The organism is Caecibacteroides pullorum (genome assembly GCF_019239235.1).
Classification (GTDB): domain Bacteria; phylum Bacteroidota; class Bacteroidia; order Bacteroidales; family Bacteroidaceae; genus Bacteroides; species Bacteroides pullorum.
The window spans coordinates 1-22,749 of the sequence record NZ_JAAZTS010000035.1 but is presented as its reverse complement, the minus strand read 5'-3'; the positions used below and the strand labels follow the sequence as shown (position 1 = coordinate 22,749).

The window sequence follows — 22,749 nt, the reverse complement described above, 5'->3', positions numbered from 1 at the left end:
CAGCGGTTTGATGTTTTGCATGCGCCGTATGTTATAATCGGGCAGACACGAGGATGCGCCGTATGTTATAGTTTTTCCTTCACAATGCGCCGTGTGTTATAACAAGATAATCTCTATTACTCTACATTTGTTCTATAGTGTTTTGGGGATTCGGACACCCCTGTATTTGTCTAACTCTTTAAACTTTTTATGGTATGGAAACAAGGAATTTTTTGGACAGTGGAACCATAATCCGCAGGGCTTGCGAAGCCCCCAAGTGTAAAATTATCGAGGTGTGGAAAAACTATAACCATAATTAACTTTAAAATAACTATGCAGATGAGAAATTATGTACTTAGACAAACGATGCTGCTGGTTGCAGCCGTTTTGTTATCGACCAGTTTCTGGTCGTGTAGTAAAGACGATATTCCGGAGCCGACACCTCCGGTTGTATCGGTTACTGGTGTGACGTTGAACAAGGCGACAATCACACTTCTGGTTGGGGACAGCGAGACACTTACGGCCACAGTAGCCCCCAAGGATGCAGCGAACAAGAAGGTGGCCTGGAAGTCGAGCGACGCGGCCATCGCCACCGTTGATGCCAATGGCAAGGTGACGGGCGTGAAGGCAGGCGAGGCCACTATCACCGTCACCACCGAGGACGGTGGCAAGACGGCTACCTGTAAGGTGACCGTTAGTGATAAGGAGATAAATGTAACGGGTGTACAGCTGAATAAGACGGAAACGAGCCTTCTTGTGGGCGGCAATGAAACTCTCGTCGCTACCATCCTGCCCGAGAACGCCACCAACCAGAAGGTGACTTGGGCGTCGAGCGATGAGGCTGTTGCTACGGTTGATGCCAACGGCAAGGTGACGGGTGTGAAGGCAGGCGAGGCCACCATCACCGTTACTACCGAAGACGGTGGCAAGACGGCTACCTGCAAGGTGACCGTTAGTGATAAAGAGATTGATGTTACGGGCGTAACGCTCAACAAGACTGTGCTCTCGCTTGAGACGGGAGCGAGCGAGACGCTGACAGCCACCGTAACCCCTGAAGACGCTACCAACAAGAATGTGACGTGGAAGTCGAACGATGAGTCTGTTGCCACGGTCGATGCCAGCGGCAAGGTAACAGGCGTGAAGGCAGGCGAGGCCACCATCACCGTCACTACTGAAGATGGAGGCAAGACGGCTACCTGCAAGGTAACTGTTAGTGATAAGGAGATAAATGTAACGGGTGTACAACTGAATAAGACGGAAACGAGCCTTCTTGTGGGCGGCAGTGAAACTCTCGTCGCCACCATCCTGCCCGAGAACGCTACCAACAAGAATGTGACGTGGAAGTCGAGCGATGAGTCTGTTGCTACGGTCGATGCCAATGGTAAAGTGACAGGTGTGAAGGCAGGCGAGGCCACCATTACTGTCACTACTGAAGATGGAGGCAAGACGGCTACCTGCAAGGTCACTGTCAGCAACAAGGAGGTCAATGTAACGAGCATTGCTCTCAACAAGAGCACCCTCACGCTTAAGGTAGGAGCGAGCGAGACACTGACAGCCACCGTAGCCCCTGCCGATGCTACCAATAAGAATGTGACGTGGAAGTCGAGCGACGCGGCTGTGGCCACCGTTGATGCCAATGGTAAAGTGACAGGCGTGAAGGCAGGTACAGCCACCATCACCGTCACTACCGAGGACGGGGGCAAGACGGCCACCTGCCAGGTAACGGTCAAGGCCAATACCGTAGCCGTGACGGGCGTGACGCTCAACAAGAGCACCCTCACGCTTAAGGTAGGAGCCAGCGAGACACTGACGGCCACCATCGCCCCTGCCGATGCTACCAATAAGAATGTGACGTGGAAGTCGAGCGACGCGGCTGTTGCTACCGTTGATGCCAACGGCAAGGTGACGGGCGTGAAGGCAGGCACAGCCACCATCACCGTCACCACCGAGGACGGGGGCAAGACAGCCACCTGCCAGGTAACGGTCAAGGCCAATACCGTAGCCGTGACGGGCGTGACGCTCAACAAGAGCACCCTCACGCTTAAGGTAGGAGCGAGCGAGACACTGACAGCCACCATCGCCCCGGCCGATGCTACCAATAAGAATGTGACGTGGAAGTCGAGCGACGCGGCTGTTGCTACCGTTGATGCCAACGGCAAGGTGACGGGCGTGAAGGCAGGTACAGCTACCATCACCGTCACTACCGAGGACGGGGGCAAGACAGCCACCTGCCAGGTAACGGTCAAGGCCAATACCGTGTCCGTGACGGGCGTGACGCTCAACAAGACCATGCTCGTGCTCTACACAGGAGACAGCGAGACGCTGAAGGCTACCGTAGCCCCGGCCAATGCCACCTTCAAGTATGTGACCTGGAAGTCGAGCAACCCGGCTGTGGCCACCGTCGATGCCAACGGCAAGGTGACGGCCAAAAGTTTAGGCATGGCCGACATCACCGTCACTACCAAGGACGGAGGCTATACGGCCACTTGTAGAGTGGGCGTACAGAGGCGTCCCGCCGGCGACGTGTCCGTGACGGGCGTAACGCTCAACAAGACCACCCTCAAGCTCAGCAAAGGAACGAGCGAGACCCTGACGGCCACCATAGCCCCGACCAACGCCACCAACAAGAAGGTGACCTGGACGTCGAGCGATGAGGCCGTGGCCACCGTCGATGCCAGCGGCAAAGTGACGGGCGTAGCGAAGGGCACGGCCACCATCACCGTCACCACCGAGGACGGAGGCCATACGGCCACCTGCGCCGTCGAAGTGGCGGACATCAAGAACGGCAATCACGATCCTTATACTATAGAAACTCTTACCTGGTAATGCCTTATGAAAACAATACGTATATTTACAATGGCCGCCGCGGCACTGATACTGGCCGCCTGCGGCAACGAAGAATTCATTGAGAATGTGGAGAACGGCGCAGCCGAACAGCTCGTGCCCATGACCTTTACGGCAAACATGCCGCAGACCCGCACCTATCTGTCCGGCGGTACCAACGTGCACTGGTCGGAGGGCGACGAGATAGCCCTGTGGGACAATACAGACAAGCGCAAGTTCACCGCCACAGAAATCGACGGCAGCAGCGCCACCTTTACCGGCATGGCCAATAGCAACTACCGTTACGCGGCTTTCTATCCCTACAGTGCGGTGAAAGCACGCGAAGCTGTCACTTTTACCTTCACGCTGCCGGCCAAGCAGACTGCCAAGTGGAAATCCTTTGCCAACAACCTGGCTCCCTCGTTTGCGCTTGTCGAAGCCCCCGAGACCAACCTGCAGTTCAAGAACGTCTGCGCCCTGGTGAAGTTCTATATAGGACTCTCCGCGATTGACGTAAAAACCGTCAGCCTGGTGGCCCGCAACGGAGAGGTGCTGGCCGGCGATCTGAAATACAAGTTCACGGATGAAAGCGTGGTCGGCGCGGAGAGCAATATCAGCTCCCGCATCGACCTCTCGGGCCCATTCGAACCTGCGATTGACTACTACTTCGTGGTGCGTCCCTGCACGATGGCGGAAGGCTTCAGCTTGCTCGTTGAGTACAATGACGGCACCCTCAAACGCACGGAAGTCCGCAAGCCGGTGACCCTCAAGGCCGGACAAATCCTCGACATAGGCGCGCCGAAGAACCTCGGGCCGTACATCTCCCAGGCGATACTGCCGGAGGGAATGGGAACCCCCAATGGGGACGGATCGGTCACGCTGAGCGATGACGAAAAGGAGCAATTGAAAGCGATAGAAAGGCTGGACTTGTCAAATAAAGGGCTGAAGGACCTTTACGGCATCGAGGTTTATTCCAACCTGAAATATTTGACCTGCAATGACAACCCGGGGCTGACCAAGATAGACGTCCGTAAGCTGACCAAGCTGGAAATCTTGGATTGCAGAAGGAACGCCCTGACCGAACTGAAGGTCAACGGGCTGAGCAATCTGTGGAGGATCTTATGCGCTGAAAACAAGCTGACCGAGCTGGACGTCAGCGGGCTGACCAGTCTGTCTCAATTCTATTGCCAGAGGAACCGGCTGACCTCGCTGAACCTCGCCGGACTGACCTCGCTGGGAATTCTTTATTGTCACGAGAACAAGCTGACCGAGCTGGACATCACCATGCTGCCGGCGCTGAACGAGCTGAAGTGCGGCAAGCAAGAATTGCCAAGTGGCGTATCTGCCTTGTCTCTGTACATGACGGAGGAACAGTACTCAACGATGTGGCCCGATAATGAAGGTTGGGCGGAGAACTATGGTGTCCGGGCCTATATGAAATGACCCCTCCCGGCCTCGGGGCGCGCGGCGGGCGGTAAAACCTCTTTACACGCCGCCCACACCCCGAAGCCGCCCGCAGAGACTCCCTGGAGTCATCGGGCAAGACTCCTTAGAGTTATCGGCCATGACTCCTTAGAGTGTCGGGCCACGACTCCTTAGAGTTTCCGGCAGAGACTCGCGGGTGTCTGTAAGTGACTGATAATCAGTGGTTGGCGGAACGGCCCCGTCCGGCCGGCGGGCGAGGGCAGGAATAAAGGCCCTCTGTTCGGGCTGATAAAACATATTTACATGCGGACGACGCGGAGTGGGCGGACGGGCGCGGACAGTCATCAGTAGAGGTGCTGTCCGTGTCCGTCCGCTTGTTTCGCGTCGTCCGCGTATCCGTGAAATCTGAAATCGGAACGCTGGAATCCTAAACCCTTCCCATCGCCTTGGCGGCCAGCCATGTGATGAGCCCCGCCGCCGTGCCCAGCGCCAGTAGGTTGAAGAGGAAGAGCATGAGCAGGCACTTCGCCGTGGTCTTGCCCCAACCCTCGCGATAGACGGTGTGCATCGACACGAGCTGGTAGGCCAGCAGGGCGAGAGGCGTGAGGAAGATGATGGCGTCTTCCACGCCGTTGGTGAAGACATCGCTGTAGCGGTCCACGTTGAAGTGCCACAGCAGGATGGCAGCGGGCGCGACGAGCAGCACAAGCAGGAGACTGCTCAGGTGCGTGGCGTGGGCAAAGTGCTCCATGTAGCGGCGGCTGCGGTAGAAGAGCTTGAACAGAAGCGCCTGCACGGGCAGGAGGAACATCAGGAACAGGGGCGTCCACTTGGACAGCTGGCCGAGGACGAACGAGGCCGTGGCCTGCTGGTGCAGTTGGTCAGTTTGGTCGAGGCGCGTCATCCAGTCGTACGTGTCGGTCGTGATACGGCCCGTTACCGTGTCGATGGGCAGGTCCAGGTAGAACCGCTCTTCCTCGTCGGGCGTGCCCAGTCGGGCGGTGCGGCGCAGGAGGCCGACTTCCGCCTGCGTATCCTCATGGACGGCGGTGCGCGTCAGGCATGAGTCGAAGAGCAAGCGGGGCAGGGTAACGAGGTTCAGTTCGTCACCGCGGTCCTCGTAGTGCAGGCGGACGAGACTGTCGGTATGTTGGGTTCCATGGGCATCGAGCACTTGGAGCAGCGTCTCTGTGTTGTAGGCATAGACTGTCGTGTCCGGCAGGGCGACGGCGTCGTCGCGCAGCAGGGCGTCCATCACCGTGTTCGGTATCTGTTCGCCGGCTATGGACAGCAGTGCACGGTCTGTGGCGCGTTCGGCGGCCATGAAGAACAGGGTGAAGAAGACGACGGAGATGCACATGTACAGCCGGAAGGGGTGCACGTAGGAGTTGATCTTGCCGTCGTTGAACTCGTTAGTCAGGAAGCCCGGTCGGGTGAACATCAGTCGTAGCGTCATCCATATCTTGCCGTCGAACTGGTAGACGTTCTCGAAATACTGACGGATGTATTTCCAGATGGGCTGGTGGATGTCGAGGGCGTATTGGCCGCACTGGTGGCAGTACATGCCCTTCAGGCGGGTGCCACAGTTCATGCAGTGGGTGTAGCCGGGGCGGGTGTGGCGGCGGATGCGTCGCAGGCGCATGGCCTCGATGTTCCGTCGGATACGTTGTCGGCGTTGTTGGAGTGTTTCTATGAGTTTCATCGCTAATTCTTCATTATTCGTTCTTCATTCTTCATTTATATAGCCTCTGCTTCCATCGCCAGCAGCCAAAGCAGCAGTGCGGCGGCCAGCAGCGACGCGATGGCGGTGAACAGTACGTAGAACAGCACCGCCTTCACCGTGGTCTTGCCCCAGCCCTGGCGGTAAACCGTGCGGAAGGACATGAGCAGATAGAGGAACATGACGACGGGGAAACCGACGAGGGTGATGCGCAGGGAGTTCAGCTGCGCCGTGTTCAGTGTCTGTCCGGCTGCCATCAGGTCGTCGAGCCCGTAGGCGAAGAGCGGCACCAGCGGGATGCAGATCAGGATGAGGAAGACGGTGTTCAGATGGATGGCGTGGACGAAGTGCCACATGTAGGGCATCCGTTTACGGCGGTAGAACAGCTTCAGTAGGGCGGCGAACAGCGGCAGGAGGAACATCATGTAGAAAGGCGTCCACTTGGACAGGCCGCCCACGAGGTCGTTGACGAACAGTTGCTTCTGCAGTTCGTCCGTCTCAGCATCCTTCTTCACCTCGTCCGTCCAGAGCCAGACCCGCTGCGGGCGCAGCACGAGGCTGTCTCTGCCTTCGGCCGTCTGCATGTAGGTGCTGTCCACGTGGAAGGTTCGGATGGCGGCCACGTTGTCCGGGCCGTAGTCACGTCCGTCTATCCAGTTTTCGATATTCAGGTTCTTCAGGGCACGCGATTTTCGGATGAAGTCCCAGTCCTCCGGCAGGATATCGGTCTGCTTGAAGCAGGAGTCCGCCAGCAGGCGGGGCAGGGTGGCGCGTGACAGTCCGTAGGGATTGTCTATGGGCTGGTAGCGCACCAGGCTGTCGGCATCCTCCACGCCGAAGCGCAGCTTGAGGGTCTTCACCAGTCGTGGCGCTTGGTAGAGGTAGATAGTGGTATCGGCTCCGGCGGCAGGCGTTCCGAGCTGTTCCACGATGCTGCGGCGCAACCGTCCGTCGTTCAGCGCGTTGAAATCGTTCGCCCGTTCGCCCACCAGCATGAAGAACACGGCGAAGAACACCACGGAGATGCACATGTACAGGCGGAAGGGATGGACGTAGGAATTGATTTTGCCCGCATTGAATTCGGAGGTCAGGAAGCCGGGGCGGGTGAAGAGGTACCACAGGGTGCGCCATATTTTGGTATCGAACTGATAGACGTTTTCGAAATACTGGCGCACGTACTTCCAGAAAGGCTGTTCCACGTCGAGCGCATATTGGCCGCAGCGGTAGCAGTACATACCTTCAAGCGGCGTACCGCAGTTCTTGCAGTGGGAGTATTTCGGCGTTTTTTTCTGGCGTATCCGCTTCAGGCGGAGCAGTTCTATCTTGCGACGCACGCGTCGGGAGCGGGCTTTCCAACGTTCTTTCCAGTCTTGTAGCATAAGGCGTGTGTTTGTTATTCGGCGGCAAAAATATAAAAAATGTGATAGTTGCTTAGGTTTTACTTAAAAAAGTTATGTAGTCTACGGGAAAAAAGCGAAATTTGCACCACCTTTAGACGGTAAAGTATATTCACCTTTAAACAAATAGTACAATATGACTAAAAGTGCATTGCAAATCGCAAGGGCTGCTTACCAGCCCAAGTTGCCCAAGGCGTTGAAAGGACATGTGAAAGCTGTAGCTGGCGAGGCTACCCAGTCGGTTGCCGACCAGGAGGCTATCCAGAAGCTGTTCCCCAATACCTATGGTATGCCGCTCATTAAGTTCGAAACTTCTGCCGAGGCTGTTTCATTCCCTGTAATGAACGTAGGCGTTATCCTTTCTGGTGGTCAGGCTCCTGGCGGACACAACGTCATCTCTGGTCTGTTCGACGGTATCAAGAAGCTGAACCCCGAAAACAAGCTCTACGGTTTCATCCTGGGTCCTGGTGGCTTGGTTGACCACAACTACATGGAGTTGACAGCTGATATTATCGACGAGTACCGCAATACCGGTGGTTTCGACATCATCGGCTCAGGCCGTACGAAACTGGAGAAGGAAGACCAGTTCGAGAAGGGTTATGAAATCCTGAAGGAGCTGGGCATCAAGGCGCTGGTTATCATTGGTGGTGACGACTCCAATACGAACGCCTGCGTATTGGCCGAATACTATGCTGCAAAGAACTATGGCGTACAGGTAATCGGTTGCCCCAAGACCATCGACGGCGACTTGAAGAACGACATGATTGAGACCAGCTTCGGTTTCGACACTGCCTGCAAGACCTACTCTGAAGTAATCGGCAACATCCAGCGCGACTGCAACTCGGCACGCAAATACTGGCACTTCATCAAGCTGATGGGCCGTTCGGCTTCTCACATCGCATTGGAGTGCGCCCTCCAGGTACAGCCTAACATCTGTATTATTTCTGAGGAAGTGGAGGCTAAGGACATGTCACTGGACGACATCGTGACTTACATTGCCAAAGTAGTAGCCGATCGTGCCGCTCAGGGCAACAACTTCGGTACTGTCCTCATCCCCGAAGGTCTGATCGAGTTTATCCCGGCCATGAAGCGACTCATCGCCGAACTGAACGACTTCTTGGCTGCCAACGCCGAAGAGTTCTCTCACATCAAGAAATCTCACCAGCGCGACTATATCATCAGCAAGCTGTCTCCGGCCAACTCGGCTGTTTACGCCAGTCTGCCCGAAGGCGTAGCCCGTCAGCTGACACTCGACCGCGACCCGCACGGCAACGTACAGGTATCGCTGATCGAAACAGAGAAACTGCTTTCTGAAATGGTTGCTACCAAGCTGGCTGCCTGGAAGGAAGAAGGCAAGTATGTAGGCAAGTTCGCCGCTCAGCACCACTTCTTCGGCTATGAAGGACGTTGCGCCGCTCCGTCGAACTTCGATGCCGACTACTGCTACTCGCTGGGTTACACGGCTGCCGCTCTGATTGGTGAGGGCAAGACCGGCTACATGTCGTCTGTACGCAACACTACGGCTCCTGCCGAAGAGTGGATTGCAGGTGGTGTGCCCATCACGATGATGATGAACATGGAGCGTCGTCATGGCGAAATGAAGCCCGTTATCCAGAAGGCTCTCGTGAAGCTGGACGGTGCGCCCTTCAAGGCTTTCGCCGCACAGCGCGAGCAGTGGGCTATGGAAACAGCTTACGTATATCCGGGCCCTATCCAGTACTTCGGTCCTACGGAAGTTTGCGACCAGCCTACCAAGACATTGCAGCTGGAGCAAGGTAAATAAGCCTATATAATATAAGGTATATATAAGAGATTGCAGGAGCAGTGTGTTCCTGCAATCTTTTTTTGTACCTGTCCGCTCACAGGATCTCCCAATACAAGTCGTTGGTAAACAGAAGTGTGGCAGTTTATTTTAGTTTATCCGAAATAAACTCTCAGTTTAATAGCTTTAAACTGCCAGTTTAATCCGTTTAAACCGTCAGTTTACTCCGTTTAAACTGTCGGTTTAACGCCTTTGTACTGACGGTTCAATGTGGGTGTTATTACAAAATAATCTATTGGGGAAAGATTTTTTCAGATAAATGCTTACCTTTAGGGGCATAAGTGAATCGTATTTTATGTAAAGACATCCCAAATGATTGATTTATGGAAACTGAGAGACTTATACTTCGACGATGGACGGAAGATGATGCAGAATCGCTTTATAAATATGCGCAAAATCCAGCTATAGGTCCAATTGCTGGTTGGCCGCCGCATACGTCAATTGAAAACAGTAGGAAAGTAATACGTGATATCTTTTCTGCTCCGGAAACGTATGCTGTAGTGCTGAAGGAAACCAATGAACCGGTTGGTAGTGTAGGCATTATGTTTAGTGACGGTTTACACAGTGCAGAGATGGAGGAGGGGGATGCAGAGATTGGATACTGGATCGGTGTTCCTTTTTGGGGGCAGGGGCTTATACCAGAGGCTGTAAATCGTTTGTTAATACGTTGTTTTGATGAACTTGATATCAAAAGGGTTTGGTGTGGTCATTATGACGGAAATACCAAATCGCGTAGAGTGATGGATAAATGTGGTTTTAAATTTCATCATACAGAGGAAGGCAAGACTTCTCCATTGGGAGATATTCGGACGGAACATTTTACATTGTTGACTAAAGAAGAATGGAAAGCAATGAAATCTCCGATGTAATGCTTTGGGGGACTATAATGTAACTGAACACCAAGAGGCGGTGGGGGATGGGCTAATTAAAAACTTCGTTTTCATTTGCCTATGCGCTCACCTTTCACTATTTTTGTTGCACGAAAATAGGATGCGGCTCAGCAATAAAAATAAGCGGGCTTATTTTGTATTGCTTTCGCCTTTCGCTATTTTTGCACAATCAATCAAACTTGGAACAATCATTTTATCAATAGACACATATATGCAGGAAAAAATCATCATTCTCGATTTCGGATCGCAGACTACGCAGCTCATCGGCCGCCGCATCCGCGAACTGAATGTTTACTGTGAGATTGTGCCCTACAACAAGTTCCCACAAGGCGACGACAGTGTGAAGGGAGTCATCCTCTCGGGCAGCCCGTTCTCCGTCTACGACGAGAGCGCTTTCAAGGTGGACTTGAGCCAGCTGCGCGGCAAGTATCCCATTCTGGGTATCTGCTACGGCGCCCAGTTCATCTCGTACAGCAACGGTGGTAAGGTTGAACCGGCCGGCACACGCGAATACGGACGTGCCCACCTCAGCACCTTCGACAAGAGCAACGTGCTCTTCAAGGACGTGCGTGAGAATACGCAGGTGTGGATGAGCCACGGCGATACCATCACAGCTATCCCCGACAACTTCCGCGTCATCGCTTCGACCGACAAGGTGAAAATCGCTGCCTATCAGGCCGAGGGCGAAAAGATGTGGGGCGTACAGTTCCATCCCGAAGTGTTCCATAGCGAGGATGGTACGCAGATGCTGAAGAATTTCGTAGTCGACGTCTGTGGCTGCAGCCAGAGCTGGAGCGCCGCTTCGTTTGTCGATACCACCGTGGCCGAGCTGAAGGCACAGGTGGGCAACGACCGCGTCATTTTGGGCTTGAGCGGCGGTGTGGATTCGTCGGTAGCTGCCGTATTGCTCCATCGGGCCATCGGCAAGAACCTGACGTGTATCTTCGTGGACCACGGTCTGCTGCGCAAGAACGAGTTCAAGAACGTGATGCACGACTATGAGTGCCTGGGACTGAACGTCATCGGTGTAGACGCCAGCGAGAAGTTCTTCAAGGAGCTGGAGGGCGTGACCGACCCCGAACAGAAGCGTAAGATCATCGGTCGTGACTTTGTGGAAGTGTTCAACGCCGAAGCGCATAAGATAACCGATGCCAAATGGCTGGCACAGGGTACTATCTATCCTGACCGCATCGAGAGCCTGAACATTACCGGCAAGACCATCAAGAGCCACCACAACGTGGGCGGTCTGCCTGAAGAGATGCACTTGCAGCTCTGCGAGCCGCTGAAGTGGCTGTTCAAGGACGAAGTGCGCCGCGTGGGCCGTCAGCTGGGCATCCCCGATCACCTCATTAGCCGTCATCCTTTCCCTGGTCCGGGTCTGGCCGTGCGTATCCTGGGTGACATTACCCGCGAGAAGGTACGCATCTTGCAGGACGCCGACGACATCTTCATCCAAGGTCTGCGCGACTGGAAGGTGACCGATGAAAAAGGCAATGAAACCACGCTCTACCATCAGGTATGGCAGGCAGGCGTCATCCTGCTTCCTGTCCAGTCCGTTGGTGTGATGGGCGACGAACGTACCTACGAACGTGCTGTAGCTCTGCGTGCCGTGACATCTACCGATGCCATGACCGCCGACTGGGCACACTTGCCTTACGAGTTTCTGGCCAAGGTTTCGAATGACATCATCAATAAGGTGAAGGGTGTGAACCGCGTCACCTATGATATCTCCTCGAAGCCACCTTCGACTATCGAATGGGAATAAACCTTAGGTAATAATATTTTTTAAATAGAGAAAGCACAGGCATCACGGGCTGTTCGGAAACATCCGCATCCCTGCGTTGTCTGTGCTTTTTTATAGATTGATTATACAATGAAGAATAGACTTTATTTAGGGGCCTGTGTCTTTCTGCTGTTGATGCAGGGAATGGCCGTGTGCAATGCACAAAACAAGGATTTTGCGAATCTGAAACGTTATGCTGAAAGCAATCGCGTGTTGCAGCAGGAACAAAGTGGTACAGTCAAAGGTAGGGTAGTCTTTATGGGAAACTCCATTACGGAAGGATGGGTGCGGACAGATGGCCAGTTCTTCGAGGAGAACGGATACGTAGGACGTGGCATCAGCGGACAAACCTCCTATCAGTTCCTGTTGCGTTTCCGTGAGGACGTTATTAAACTGAAACCTGAAGTAGTAGTTATCAATGCTGGTACGAACGATGTAGCCGAAAATACAGGGCCTTATGTGGAGGAATATACATTTGGAAATATTGTCTCGATGGTAGAGTTGGCACGTGCCAATGATATCAAGGTTGTTCTGACTTCCGTATTACCGGCTGCTGCGTTTGGTTGGAACAAGACCATTACAGACGCTCCTCAGAAGATTGCCGCACTGAACAAACGTATTGCTGCCTATGCGGCCGAACAGGGCTTGCCTTATGTAGATTACTATCATGCTTTGTTGGCAGATGACGGACATTCGCTTGATGCTGCTTATTCGAAAGATGGTGTGCATCCTACACTGGACGGCTATCGTGTAATGGAACCTTTAGTCAAAAAAGTAGTGGCAGAGGTGCTGGGCAACGGTTCAGGTAAATAACTTTTCGGCTGCTGGAATGACGATTTCTCCGCGGTGCAGTTCCAGCAGCCCCTTGTCCTGCATGCTGTTCAGGGCTTTTGATACTCCATTGCGCGTATCGTTTACGATGGTAGCCAGATCTTCCATCTTAATTTTCAGTGATTTGCTTCCTTGCAGTCGTTTCAGGTGTGTACGTATAAAGTAGCTGATGCGTGTTTCTACGTTGTCGGGTGTATTTCCCCAGGTGCTTCTGTTTAGTAGTTGCAGTTGGCTACTGACAATGTTCAGATAGTTAAGTCGGAAAATTTCGTATTTCAGTAGGTCGTTGATTACCGCCTCCTTGTTGATGCTAATGCTGTTAATAGGAGCGGTAGCCGTATATTTGGCTGAATATGTGGTATAAAGTCCGAATAATGATTGCGGTTCAATCAGATAGGGGGCTTCGAAATATTCTGTCAGACTATAATGTCCTTGTGCTGATGTAGTGGTAGCTGCTATATTCCCGTTGAGAATGAATATAAGTTTGTCGCACGGAGTGCCTTCTTGTGCAAGCGTTTCTCCCGTTTTCTGTTTGGCAAAGTGTAGCTTTACTTTTTCCAGAATGCGGGTAAAATCCTCCACAGCCAGTCCTTGGAATAGGGGAAGTTGCAATAAAGTATCAAATATCGTGTTCATAAAAATCCCTTTCTGTTTGAAACAAAAATACTCATTATTGGTGGCTGCAACCTTCTATTTCCTTTCCTTTTTGTTTTTTTTATTATTTCTTAAAAATGCTATTCAATCTGTCCTTTCCTACTTATATCGTGAGAATTGGACCGTTCTTATTAGTTGAAAAAGAGAGAAATCAACTGAGTGGATGCTTGTTTTTATACTATCGGTTTTTCCAGAAACTGGGATAGAATAACAGTAGGACGCAGAACATTTCTAGGCGGCCGATCAACATTAGAAATGACAGAATCCACTTGGCTGCATCGGGTAGTGCGTTCCATGAAAAAGCAGGACCATAATCACCCAGGCCTGGACCTACATTACCGATACTTGAGACAACAACACTGAAAGCTTCGTCGAAGCCTACACCCAGAAACATCAGAACCACCCAGCAGACAAGTATGAGAAGCATGTAGAGGCTGATGAAAAAAGCTACAGTCATGACTGTACCTGGTGCGGTGGCTTGTTTGTTGATTCGTATTGGGAGGACGGCATTGGGATGCAATAGCTTTTTGAAGTGGTTTCGGATACCTTTGGCCATTATCATCAGACGTAGGTTTTTGATACCTCCGGCCGTAGAACCTGTACATCCTCCTGCCATCATGGCAAAAATTAGTAGTACCCAAGTGAATGGAGGCCAGAAACTGTAATCGTCAGTACCGAAGCCACAGGAGGTATGGATACTGGCTACTTGGAAAAGTGATTTACGGAAAGCTTCTTCGATCCCATAATTATTGTAGACCACCAGTGAGGCTGTTATGGTGAAAGTTAATAAAAAAATGGAGCAGATGAACCATCGCAGTTCTTCGTCGTGCAGAAACTTCGAAGCTTTCCCTTTAAGAAGCATGTAGAAAAGGGCAAAGTTGAAACTGGAGATTATCATGAAAAATGAGATGACATATTCGATGAAAGGGGAATTCCAATAAGCTATACTGGCTTGTTTGGTGGAATAACCGCCGGTAGCGGTGGTGGTAAAGGCGTGGCAGATGGCATCAAACCAATTCATCCCGCCGATATAGAGAAGGATAGTTAAGGAAACTGTGAGCAAAAGGTACACGCCCCAGATCCATTTTACCATGATGCTGATTTTGGGATGAAGTTTATGTTGGGTGACACCTGTTGCTTCGGCTGAAAAAAGCTGTACGTTGCCTTCGTTGAAAATCGGTAGAATAGCGATGGCGAAACAGACAATACCCAATCCGCCTATCCATTGGGTAAGGCTGCGCCAGAAGAGGATACCATGCGACTGGGCATCAATATTGTCCATGATAGTGGCTCCTGTTGTGGTAAACCCCGAAATGGTTTCAAAAAAAGCATTGCTGATGCTGTCTACACTGCCACTCAAATAGAAAGGCAACATACCGAAAGCCGAAAAAAGTAGCCAAGATAGACTGGCAATGCAGTAACCATCGCGTTTGCTGACTTTGCGTTCCGCACCACGGCTTAGTAGGATCAGGAAGATGCCGGCAAAGGTATTGATGGCAGCTGTTTGCAGGAAAGTGAATGTTTCCGGCTCTTGATACATCCAAGATACCAGAGCGCAAATCAGAAACATGGTAGTTTCTACGAATAGTAGGATACCTAGTACCCGTGCGATTATTTTTTTGTTGATGAGGCTGTTTTTTTTTCTTTTTGATTGTTCGTATAAAGTTTCGGCTATAAACCCTTCCATATTTCTTGGTATAGTTTGATGATCTCTTATTTCGTACGAGAGGGGTACATCAAAATCTCAGAGTTTTTGTAAAACTGTGTCTGAAATTTGTCTGTAAATCAGTTTTAGTTCATTTTACACAGGCGTAGCCTCTCTCTGTTTTGCTAGGCAAAAATAAGCTTGTGTAGTGAATTAAACAACTTTTTGTCTGGAAAAACATTGGATGTTCATCTTATTCCGCCTTTAGGCCTTCATTATCAGATTTTTCTGTCTCTATAGAATCTGTCTTTTCTTTTTCATCGTGACCCTTTTCTTCGGTTTCGTCGACACTATTATTTTCTTCTTCGTTTTCTTCGTCAGCAAAAGGATCGGGACGTTGCGGGCCGTATTTTATGAAGCCTACTGCGCACAACATGCCTGCTATTGCTCCACCCATGTGTCCTTCCCATGAAGTAGTAACCTTGGCAAACTGGGGGAACATATTCCAAACCAGTCCACCATAGAGGAACGTGATCAATAGCGAGAGGGCAATGAGAGGTACGTGTTTGCGGAAAATACCGCTGAAGAATAAAAAGAAGGCCAGGCCATAGATGAGTCCGCTGGATCCGATGTGCCATCCACTTTTGCCGAAAAGAAAAGTGAAAACGCCACCGCCAATCCATATTAAGAAAAAAATATATGGGGCGATACCACGATAGAAATAAAACAGACACCAGGACAAGAAGAGCAGTGGAAGTGTGTTGGCGGCCAGATGCTTGAAACTGCTGTGTACAAGCGGATGGGCAAAGATGCCGAAAAGTCCTCGTTTTTCCATAGGATAGATCCCCAGTCGTGTGAAATCCCAATCCATTCCTACTTCTAAAATCTTTAACATATACAGAACAAACAGAAAGAAGAAAGGGATTACGGCTGCCAGGAAAATTCTTTGTATATCTCGTTTCATAAGTTGTTCAAATAGCTTTTTGATAAGTGTCATGTGCTAATTGGATGCAATACTACGATTATTTGCTCGAAAAGCGAAAAAAAAAGCTTTTTTTATTTTTGGTGTATACATTAATTTGTATTTTTGGGCATTGCTACAGATCGCTGTAGCGCATAGTGAACCTGAGTTTTTAACCTTTAATTTAAATAATGCACAACTATGAGTTATTTACGATTTGACAAGACGCTGATGATTAATTTGGAGGAGTCGCTCCCTCGTGAGATACTCCGTACAAATAAATCTGGCGCCTATCATTGTACAACGATTGTGGATTGTAACACACGCAAATATCATGGTCTGTTGGTAATCCCGGTTCCCAACCTGGATGATGAGAATCATGTGTTACTCTCTTCTTTGGATGAGACGGTAATTCAGCATGGTGCAGAGTTTAACCTGGGATTGCACAAGTATCAGGGCAATCATTTCAGTCCCAACGGACATAAATATATCCGTGAGTTCGACTGTGAGCATATCCCGGCGACAACTTACCGTGTGGGAGGCGTTATCCTTCGTAAGGAGAAGATTTTTGTACATCACGAGAACCGCATTCTGATACGTTACACTTTGGTCGATGCCCATTCGGCCACAACCTTGCGCTTCAGGCCTTTCTTGGCTTTTCGTAGTGTACGAGAATACACGCATGAGAATTCCCAGGCAAGTCGGGACTATCAGTTGGTAGAAAATGGTATAAAGACTTGCATGTATCCAGGTTATCCGGAGTTGTTCATGCAGTTGAACAAGAAAAACGAGTTCCATTTCCAACCCGACTGGTATAGAGGAATTGAGTATCCTAAAGAACAGGAACGTGGCTACGATTTCAATGAAGACCTTTACGTTCCCGGCTATTTTGAAGTGGATATCAAGAAAGGCGAGAGCATTGTCTTTTCTGCCGGTATCTCTGAAACGGATACCCGTAAACTGAAACAGGTGTTCGAAACGGAAGTGGCAGACCGCACTCCGCGCGACAGTTTCTTCCACTGCCTGAAGAACTCAGCTCATCAGTTCCACAATAAACAGGGAGGCGAGCATTATATACTGGCAGGTTATCCATGGTTCAAATGCCGTGCCCGTGACTTGTTCATTGCTTTACCTGGTCTGACGTTGGCTATCGACGAACAGGATGAATTCGAGGATGTGATGAAGACGGCCGAAAAGGCATTGCGTCAATATATGAATGGGGAAACCTATACGTATAAGATTTATGAAATGGAACATCCTGATGTCCTGTTATGGGCAATCTGGACGTTGCAACAATATGCGAAGTTTACTTCACGTGATCGTTGCCGTCAGATGTACGGCCAGCTTTTGGAAGATTTGTTGGAATACATTCGTGGTCGTAAGCATGACAACCTGTTCCTGCATGACAACGGTCTGCTTTATACCAACGGCACGGAACATCCAGTAACTTGGATGAATTCTACAGCCAATGGTCGGCCAGTGGTACCACGTACAGGATATGTCGTCGAGATCAATGCCCTTTGGTACAATGCGTTGCGCTTCGTTGCCGATATGGTTCGCGAAGGTGGAAATGAGGCGTTGGCTAATGTGCTCGACGAACAGGCTGAACTGACAGGAAAATCGTTTGTCGAGGTCTTCCGTAATGAATATGGTTATCTGTTCGATTATGTAGACGGTTACATGATGGACTGGAGTGTTCGTCCGAATATGATCTTTACGGTTGCTTTCGATTACTCTCCGTTGGATCGCGTACAGAAACGCCAAGTACTGGATATTGTGACCAAAGAATTGCTCACCCCGAAGGGACTTCGTACGCTGAGCCCCAAGAGTGGCGGATACAATCCGAATTATGTAGGTCCTCAGATGCAGCGTGACTATGCTTATCATCAAGGAACGGCATGGCCTTGGTTGTTGGGCTTCTATATGGAAGCTTATCTGCGCGTTTATAAGTTGAGTGGCATTTCGTTTGTTGAAAGACATCTTATTGGTATGGATGACGAGATGGGACGTCACTGTATCAGCACCTTGCCGGAGTTATTCGACGGTAATCCGCCTTTTGTGGGACGCGGAGCTATTTCGTTTGCCATGAATGTGGCCGAAATCCTGCGTATATTGAGTTTGTTGTATAAGTATGAACAAATACAGAAAGAGGAGGAACGCAAATGAAAGTTTTAATGTTTGGATGGGAATTTCCTCCCAAAATCTATGGTGGTCTGGCAGTTGCTTCTTATGGAATAACCAAGGGATTGAGTTTGCAGGGAGATGTTGAAACGACGTTCTGCATGCCTAAGCCTTCAGGCGATGAAGAACGTTTCCTCAAGATTGTGGGGATGAATCAGGTTCCGGTTGTATGGCGGGATGTGAACTACGATTACCTGAAGTCGCGTCTTTACGGACAGATGACGCCAGAAGAATATTATGCTTATCGTGACCATATTTATGCTGATTTCTCTTATCTGCATGTCAACGACTTGGGATGTATGGAGTTTGCTGGAGGTTATCCGGGCAATCTGCATGAAGAGATCAACAACTTCTCCATTATAGCCGGTGTAGTAGCCCGCAAGGAACAATTCGACATTATCCATGCACACGACTGGCTGACTTATCCGGCTGGTGTACATGCCAAGATGGTGAGTGGACGTCCACTGTGCATTCATGTGCATGCTACGGATTTCGATCGTTCTCGTGGAAAAGTGAATCCAACGGTCTATTCCATCGAGAAGAACGGTATGGACTATGCCGACTGTATCATGTGCGTATCCGAGTTGACTCGCCGCACAGTTATTAATGAATACCATCAGGATCCGCGTAAAGTGTTTGCTATGCACAATGCGGTATATCCTCTTTCTCAGGATTTGCAGGACATCCCACGTCCCGACCATTCAAAAGAGAAGATTGTTACTTTCCTGGGGCGTATCACCATGCAGAAAGGACCGGAATATTTCGTAGAAGCGGCAGCCATGGTTCTGAAACGTACCCGTAACATTCGTTTTGTTATGGCAGGTTCGGGTGATATGCTGAACGCAATGATCAATCTGGCTGCAGAACGTGGTATTGCAGACAGGTTCCATTTCCCGGGTTTCATGAAGGGAAGGCAAGTATATGAAGTCTATAAGAACAGCGACGTCTTTGTGATGCCGTCTGTATCGGAGCCTTTTGGTATTGCTCCGTTGGAGGCAATGCAGTGTGGTACACCTTCCATTATCTCCAAGCAGTCGGGTTGCGGTGAAATCCTGGATAAAGTCATCAAAGTCGACTATTGGGATATCCATGCCATGGCAGATGCCATTTATTCCATCTGTACTAACCAATCGCTTTTCCATTATCTCCAGGAAGAAGGTAAAAAAGAGGTCGATGGCATTACTTGGGAAAAGGTTGGCTTGCGTATCCGTGCCCTTTATGAGAATGTATTAAGAAACTATGGTAAATAACAAAACAAGAATAGGAAATGAGAACGATTTGTCTTTATTTTGAAATACATCAGATTATTCATTTGAAACGTTATCGTTTCTTTGATATCGGCACAGATCATTATTACTACGATGACTATGCCAATGAGACCAGTATCAGTGATGTGGCTGAGCATTCATATATTCCCGCGTTGAGTGCCTTGATCGACATGGTGAAGAACTCCGGCGGTGCTTTCAAGGTTGCTTTGTCTATTTCAGGTGTAGCTTTGGAGCAATTGGAAATGTACGCTCCGTATGTCATCGACCTGTTGCATCAGCTTAACGATACGGGTTGTTGCGAATTCCTGGCCGAACCTTATTCACATGGCCTTTCTTCTTTGGCCAACGAAGATTGCTTCCGTGAAGAAGTGCTTCGTCAGAGTGCCAAGATGAAACAAATGTTTGGTAAGGCTCCTAAAGTGTTCCGTAACTCAAGCTTGATCTATAACGATGAAATCGGTGCTGTAGTAGCCGATATGGGTTTCAAGGGTATGTTGACTGAGGGGGCCAAGCATATCCTGGGATGGAAGAGTCCTCACTATGTGTACCATTGTAACATGAATCCGAACCTGAAGCTTCTGTTGCGTGATTTCAAGCTTTCAGACGATATCAGCCTTCGTTTCTCTAACTCAGATTGGAGCGAATATCCACTGTTTGCCGATAAGTATATCTCCTGGATCGACTCTCTACCGCAGGAAGAACAGGTTATCAATATCTTCATGGAACTTTGTGCGTTGGGTAAATATCAGCCATTGTCTTCCAATATTTTGGAGTTCCTCAAGGCCTTGCCAGCTTGCGCTAAGGAGAAGGGTATTACTTTCTCTACGCCGACGGAGATTGTGACGAAGCTGAAATCCGTATCTCAGCTTGATGTACCTTATCCGTTGTCTTGGGTCGACGAAGAAAGAGACACTAGTTGCTGGTTGGGTAATGTGATGCAGCGTGAGGCGTTCAACAAGCTGTACAGTGTGGCCGAACGTGTACATCTTTGTGACGACCGACGTATCAAGCAGGACTGGGATTATCTCCAGGCTAGCAATAACTTCCGTTTTATGACAACGAAGAGCTCCAGTATTTCCCTTTATCGTGGCATTTATGAGTCTCCTTATGATGCATTCACCAACTACATGAATATTTTGGGTGACTTTATTAAACGTGTAGATTCCTTATATCCGGTAGATATCGATAACGAGGAGTTGAATGCTTTGTTGACTACGATCAAGAATCAGGGAGACGAAATTGAAGAACTGAATAAGGAACTTGAAGAAGCCCGTGCCAAGCTGGGTAAGATTGCAGCAGAAAAACCGGCTAAAAAGACAGCTGCCAAGAAACCTGCTTCAAAAACTACTACAGCAAAGAAAACCACAAAGAAAGCGGAAGCTTAATAATGGACTTTGTGTAACAAGTTAAATAGAGAACGGTCGGTGTATACAGACACCGGCCGTTTTTTGTTAACTGAAGGAAAATCGCATATCAAGTGCCACTTGGCGGTTGCCATGTAGATGTTTAGCATTCTAAAGTGGCTCTTTAGAATACCCGAGTACATGGTTATTGGGAGGAGTGGCGATATTCGGTTTCTGTGAAACTGCTTTTAAATATATTGTTCTGCTTATGATAGACAAAGGTGTAAAAAGATGGTATCACGCTTTCACCTCGACTCTTATAGCCTGAAAAACAAAAAAATGAAGGTGTGTCAAAAAGCACACCTTCTTTGTTTAGCACAAAGCCCCGACTTTCACAAGCTGGGGCTTTGTTATTACCTAAAGATTTTGTATCTTTAAGCCTAAAGATTTATACATATGGCAAAGATACATTTTCGTCCCTACACTCCCAACCAAACGGTACTATTTCCGCAAAGAATCGATGAAGATATTGCAGAAAACGATCCTATACGCATGGTTGACGCTTTGGTTGAAAGCCTGAATCTTGAAGGTTTCAGGAAGTTATACAAAGAATGCGGCCGTAGTCCTTACCATCCCAAGATGATGCTAAAGGTTATCTTGTATGCCTATATGAACAATATATACTCCTGCCGGAAAATAGAAAAGCTCCTTCGTCGTGATATCCATTACATTTGGTTAGCCGGTTATGAGAAACCGGACTTTATTACTATCAACCGTTTCCGTAATCGGGTGAAGAAGGAGATCAACGAAGTGTTTACCCAAACCGTACTTCTGCTTTCATCCAAAGGTTTCATCAGTCTGAATGTGGAATATATTGACGGAACAAAGATTGAGTCCAAGGCCAACAAATATACTTTTGTATGGCGGAAGAGCGTTGAGCGAAACCGTGAACGACTGATGAAGAAAATCAGTGTTTTGTTAAGCCAAATAGATGACGTCATCGCTCAGGAAAAAGCTTCGGAAAACAACGAGGAAATTGAGTTTACTCCTTCCATGCTGACAGAAATGGCGGGAGAATTACGCACTGCTCTTGAACAGACTTCAGAACCATCCACGAAAGAGCAGAAATCTGCGCTGGGAAAGAAACGCAAGCAGCTGAAAGAACTGGAAGCACATAGAGATAAGCTTCAGGAATACAATAACCATCTGGACAATCTTCAGGACCGCAACTCTTATTCCAAGACAGACAAAGAGGCCACTTTTATGAGAATGAAGGAGGATGCCATGCACAACGGTCAGACAAAACCAGGATATAATCTTCAGATTGCTACGGAAAATCAATTCATTATCGATTATTCTCTTTTTCCGAATCCGACTGACACCTTGACGATGATTCCCTTTCTGAAGTCCTTTGCCGACAGATACGGCCGTTTGGCTCATACGGTGGTTGCTGATTCCGGTTACGGATCAGAAGAGAATTACCACTTTATGTCGGAAAACGGGATGGAAGCATACGTCAAATACAATTGTTTCCACATGGAGCAGCGGCCAAGATTTAAACCGAATCCTTTTAAAGCCGAAAACTTTTTCTACAATGAAGAACAGGACTACTGCGTCTGTCCAATGGGACAAAAGATGCAGAGGGCAGGTACCAGGCATACGAAAACCGAATCCGGATATGTAGTCGAATATGCCAGGTATAGGGCTGTCAGATGCGAAGGGTGTCCGTTAAGATGTCTGTGTTTTAAAGCTAAAGGAAACAGGACGATAGAACTGAATCACCGACTCAGGATATACAAACAGAAAGCCCGGGAACTTCTCTGTTCCGAAGAAGGACTGAAACACAGAGGGCAAAGGTGTATAGAACCGGAAGCTGTATTTGGACAGATAAAATTCAACATGAACTACAAGCGCTTCCGTCATTTTGGAAAGGACAAGGTCCTTATGGACTTTTCCTTCCTGGCCATCGCCTTCAATATAAAAAAGATGTGTACCAAGATGAATAAAGAGGGGATAAATTGGCCAAT

General features: G+C 49.4%; 16 protein-coding genes. 10 read left to right on the top strand and 6 right to left on the bottom strand.

Features of this window, described 5'->3' with window-relative positions:
- Positions 1-318: 318 nt before the first annotated feature.
- Together HF894_RS15220 and HF894_RS14185 are read left to right on the top strand one after the other, a co-directional pair.
- On the top strand, positions 319-2,805 hold the full coding sequence (locus tag HF894_RS15220) for an Ig-like domain-containing protein (RefSeq protein ID WP_246593267.1): 2,487 nt from the start codon (positions 319-321) through the stop codon (positions 2,803-2,805).
- Positions 2,806-2,811: 6 nt separating this feature from the next.
- Positions 2,812-4,245, top strand: a complete 1,434-nt coding sequence (locus HF894_RS14185) for a hypothetical protein (protein ID WP_204973259.1) — start codon at positions 2,812-2,814, stop codon at positions 4,243-4,245.
- A 129-nt stretch (positions 4,246-4,374) separates the two neighbouring features.
- On the opposite strand, the gene HF894_RS14180 is transcribed toward HF894_RS14185, so the two are convergent.
- The 3 genes from HF894_RS14180 to HF894_RS14170 all read right to left on the bottom strand — a co-directional run bounded on the left by HF894_RS14180 (position 4,375) and on the right by HF894_RS14170 (position 7,326).
- The gene (locus tag HF894_RS14180) at positions 4,375-4,572 is read right to left on the bottom strand and encodes a hypothetical protein (protein WP_204973257.1); all 198 of its coding nucleotides are present in this window, start codon (positions 4,570-4,572) and stop codon (positions 4,375-4,377) included.
- 82 nt (positions 4,573-4,654) lie between these two features.
- Positions 4,655-5,929, bottom strand: a complete 1,275-nt coding sequence (locus tag HF894_RS14175; protein WP_204973255.1) for a DUF3667 domain-containing protein — start codon at positions 5,927-5,929, stop codon at positions 4,655-4,657.
- A gap of 35 nt (positions 5,930-5,964) precedes the next feature.
- Positions 5,965-7,326, bottom strand: coding sequence for a DUF3667 domain-containing protein (locus HF894_RS14170; protein WP_204973253.1), 1,362 nt, complete (start codon positions 7,324-7,326; stop codon positions 5,965-5,967).
- Between the two features lie 154 nt (positions 7,327-7,480).
- On the opposite strand from HF894_RS14170, the gene HF894_RS14165 reads away from it, so the two are divergent.
- The 4 genes from HF894_RS14165 to HF894_RS14150 all read left to right on the top strand — a co-directional run bounded on the left by HF894_RS14165 (position 7,481) and on the right by HF894_RS14150 (position 12,652).
- A complete protein-coding gene (locus HF894_RS14165) occupies positions 7,481-9,127 on the top strand; it encodes a diphosphate--fructose-6-phosphate 1-phosphotransferase (protein WP_075317872.1) in 1,647 nt (548 codons plus the stop codon).
- Positions 9,128-9,489: 362 nt separating this feature from the next.
- Positions 9,490-10,035: a GNAT family N-acetyltransferase gene (locus HF894_RS14160; protein ID WP_204973251.1), complete on the top strand. Its 546-nt coding sequence runs from the start codon at positions 9,490-9,492 to the stop codon at positions 10,033-10,035.
- A gap of 232 nt (positions 10,036-10,267) precedes the next feature.
- The gene (guaA, locus tag HF894_RS14155; RefSeq protein WP_204973249.1) at positions 10,268-11,821 is read left to right on the top strand and encodes a glutamine-hydrolyzing GMP synthase; all 1,554 of its coding nucleotides are present in this window, start codon (positions 10,268-10,270) and stop codon (positions 11,819-11,821) included.
- Positions 11,822-11,983: 162 nt separating this feature from the next.
- Positions 11,984-12,652: an SGNH/GDSL hydrolase family protein gene (locus tag HF894_RS14150; RefSeq protein ID WP_394334117.1), complete on the top strand. Its 669-nt coding sequence runs from the start codon at positions 11,984-11,986 to the stop codon at positions 12,650-12,652.
- Here HF894_RS14150 and HF894_RS14145 read toward each other — a convergent pair.
- The 3 genes from HF894_RS14145 to HF894_RS14135 form a co-directional block, all read right to left on the bottom strand.
- Positions 12,641-13,306 (bottom strand): Crp/Fnr family transcriptional regulator, encoded by a 666-nt coding sequence (locus tag HF894_RS14145; RefSeq protein ID WP_204969178.1) that lies wholly within the window; start codon positions 13,304-13,306, stop codon positions 12,641-12,643. The two genes, HF894_RS14150 and HF894_RS14145, sit on opposite strands and share 12 nt — an antisense overlap.
- Before the next feature lie 196 nt (positions 13,307-13,502).
- Positions 13,503-15,011, bottom strand: coding sequence for a TrkH family potassium uptake protein (locus tag HF894_RS14140; RefSeq protein WP_204973245.1), 1,509 nt, complete (start codon positions 15,009-15,011; stop codon positions 13,503-13,505).
- 211 nt (positions 15,012-15,222) lie between these two features.
- Complete coding sequence (locus HF894_RS14135) at positions 15,223-15,933, bottom strand: rhomboid family intramembrane serine protease (protein ID WP_204973268.1); 711 nt, start codon at positions 15,931-15,933, stop codon at positions 15,223-15,225.
- Positions 15,934-16,131: 198 nt separating this feature from the next.
- On the opposite strand from HF894_RS14135, the gene HF894_RS14130 reads away from it, so the two are divergent.
- The 4 genes from HF894_RS14130 to HF894_RS14115 all read left to right on the top strand — a co-directional run.
- Positions 16,132-18,096, top strand: coding sequence for a glycogen debranching enzyme N-terminal domain-containing protein (locus HF894_RS14130; RefSeq protein WP_204973243.1), 1,965 nt, complete (start codon positions 16,132-16,134; stop codon positions 18,094-18,096).
- Positions 18,093-19,361: a glycosyltransferase family 4 protein gene (locus HF894_RS14125; RefSeq protein ID WP_075317868.1), complete on the top strand. Its 1,269-nt coding sequence runs from the start codon at positions 18,093-18,095 to the stop codon at positions 19,359-19,361. The genes HF894_RS14130 and HF894_RS14125 overlap by 4 nt, the downstream gene beginning before the upstream one ends.
- A 17-nt stretch (positions 19,362-19,378) precedes the next feature.
- Positions 19,379-20,764 (top strand): glycoside hydrolase family 57 protein, encoded by a 1,386-nt coding sequence (locus tag HF894_RS14120; RefSeq protein WP_021846562.1) that lies wholly within the window; start codon positions 19,379-19,381, stop codon positions 20,762-20,764.
- Between the two features lie 414 nt (positions 20,765-21,178).
- Positions 21,179-22,749: IS1182 family transposase (locus tag HF894_RS14115; protein WP_204973457.1), on the top strand; the 1,571-nt coding region annotated here is incomplete at its 3' end.

Bases quoted from the DNA above. Each gene is read 5' to 3' on its own strand.
- HF894_RS14165 (WP_075317872.1), top strand. From the start codon at position 7,481: ATGACTAAAAGTGCATTGCAAATCGCAAGGGCTGCTTACCAGCCCAAG.
- HF894_RS14185 (WP_204973259.1), top strand. From the start codon at position 2,812: ATGAAAACAATACGTATATTTACAATGGCCGCCGCGGCACTGATACTG.
- HF894_RS14160 (WP_204973251.1), top strand. From the start codon at position 9,490: ATGGAAACTGAGAGACTTATACTTCGACGATGGACGGAAGATGATGCA.
- HF894_RS14180 (WP_204973257.1), bottom strand. From the start codon at position 4,572: ATGACTGTCCGCGCCCGTCCGCCCACTCCGCGTCGTCCGCATGTAAAT.
- HF894_RS14120 (WP_021846562.1), top strand. From the start codon at position 19,379: ATGAGAACGATTTGTCTTTATTTTGAAATACATCAGATTATTCATTTG.
- HF894_RS14130 (WP_204973243.1), top strand. From the start codon at position 16,132: ATGAGTTATTTACGATTTGACAAGACGCTGATGATTAATTTGGAGGAG.
- guaA (WP_204973249.1), top strand. From the start codon at position 10,268: ATGCAGGAAAAAATCATCATTCTCGATTTCGGATCGCAGACTACGCAG.
- HF894_RS14145 (WP_204969178.1), bottom strand. From the start codon at position 13,306: ATGAACACGATATTTGATACTTTATTGCAACTTCCCCTATTCCAAGGA.
- HF894_RS14170 (WP_204973253.1), bottom strand. From the start codon at position 7,326: ATGCTACAAGACTGGAAAGAACGTTGGAAAGCCCGCTCCCGACGCGTG.
- HF894_RS14125 (WP_075317868.1), top strand. From the start codon at position 18,093: ATGAAAGTTTTAATGTTTGGATGGGAATTTCCTCCCAAAATCTATGGT.
- HF894_RS14175 (WP_204973255.1), bottom strand. From the start codon at position 5,929: ATGAAACTCATAGAAACACTCCAACAACGCCGACAACGTATCCGACGG.
- HF894_RS14135 (WP_204973268.1), bottom strand. From the start codon at position 15,933: ATGAAACGAGATATACAAAGAATTTTCCTGGCAGCCGTAATCCCTTTC.
- HF894_RS14150 (WP_394334117.1), top strand. From the start codon at position 11,984: ATGGCCGTGTGCAATGCACAAAACAAGGATTTTGCGAATCTGAAACGT.
- HF894_RS15220 (WP_246593267.1), top strand. From the start codon at position 319: ATGAGAAATTATGTACTTAGACAAACGATGCTGCTGGTTGCAGCCGTT.
- HF894_RS14140 (WP_204973245.1), bottom strand. From the start codon at position 15,011: ATGGAAGGGTTTATAGCCGAAACTTTATACGAACAATCAAAAAGAAAA.